Genomic DNA, 1,301 nt, shown 5'->3' with positions numbered 1-1,301 from the left:
GGAACAGATCCGGATGGCGACCGATTGGGAATTGCCGTAAGAAATCTGGAAGGTGAAATCCAGTTGCTTAACGGAAACCAGACCAATACCATTCTAACCTATTATATTTTGGACCAGTGGAAAAAAGCCGGGAAAATTACCGGTAAAGAATTTATTGGATCTACGATTGTAACTTCTGACATTTTCATTGATATCGCTGAAAAATTCGGTGTGGAATGTAAAATCGGGTTAACAGGTTTCAAGTGGATCGGTAAAATGATTCGTGATGCCGAAGGTCAGGAAAAATTCGTTTGTGGAGGGGAAGAAAGTTTCGGTTTTATGACCGGAGATTTCGTGCGCGACAAAGATTCATGCGGCTCAATCCTGTTGGCCTGCGAAATTGCAGCTTGGTGCAAAGCAAACGGAAAAACGATGTACCAGTATATGATCGATATTTACAAAGAAATCGGCATGTACTACGAAGGTTTAATTAACGTGGTAAGAAAAGGAAGAACGGGTGCTGAAGAAATAAAACAGATGATGACCGATTTCCGCGAAAATCCCCCGGCAGAAATTGCAGGTTCCAAAGTAGTTGAAGTTAGGGATTATCAGGATCAGACTTCGCTGAATATTACCGACAGCAAAAAATCTGTAATGGACGGAATTCCCAAATCTAACGTACTTATTTATTACACACAAGACGGAACCAAAGTCTGCGTAAGACCTTCCGGAACAGAACCGAAAATTAAATTTTATGTTTCTGTGAAGGATTCAATCGCTTCTGAGCAGGATTTCCGTGAAAAGCTTGTTGTTTTAGAACAGAAAATTAATCAGGTAAAAGCAGATTTAAATCTTTAAAACTCAAAAATTAAATTAACTAATTGAGCAAATCATATGAAAGTATCAAAACTCGCCCAAAATCTTATCGGTTCAGAAATTATTAAAATTGGTAATCATGTAAATGATCTGAAAACGCAAGGCGCCGAGATCGCCAATCTTACCATCGGTGATTTGGATGCCAATATTTACCCGATTCCCGCAAGACTGAAAGAAGAAATTCAAAAGGCTTACCAAAATAACCTGACCAATTATCCGCCGGCAAACGGCCTTTTGTCTCTGAGAAAAGCTGTTTCCCAAGATTTAAAAAATCGCTGGAATCTTGAATATTCCGCAGATGAAATTTTATTGGCAGGCGGCTCCAGACCTTTAATTTATGCTACTTTCAAAACGATTGTTGATGAAGGTGATAAAGTTGTTTATCCAATTCCTTCGTGGAACAACAACCATTATGCCTATTTGACTCACGCTGAAAAAATTGAAGT

The 1,301-nt window shown here is 38.9% G+C and carries 1 protein-coding gene and 1 pseudogene; both read left to right on the top strand.

What is annotated here, in order from left to right; all coding sequences use genetic code 11:
* Window positions 1–837: pseudogene (locus V5N63_RS00550) on the top strand (phospho-sugar mutase); the annotation flags it as partial.
* Window positions 838–873: 36 nt separating this feature from the next.
* The coding region (locus V5N63_RS00545; protein WP_332032111.1) for an aminotransferase class I/II-fold pyridoxal phosphate-dependent enzyme at window positions 874–1,301 on the top strand (428 nt) is incomplete at its 3' end.

The organism is Kaistella sp. (genome assembly GCF_032060305.1).
GTDB lineage: Bacteria > Bacteroidota > Bacteroidia > Flavobacteriales > Weeksellaceae > Kaistella > Kaistella yananensis.
Note: the sequence above shows the minus strand (reverse complement) of the source record. Positions and strands in the feature narration are given on the sequence as shown.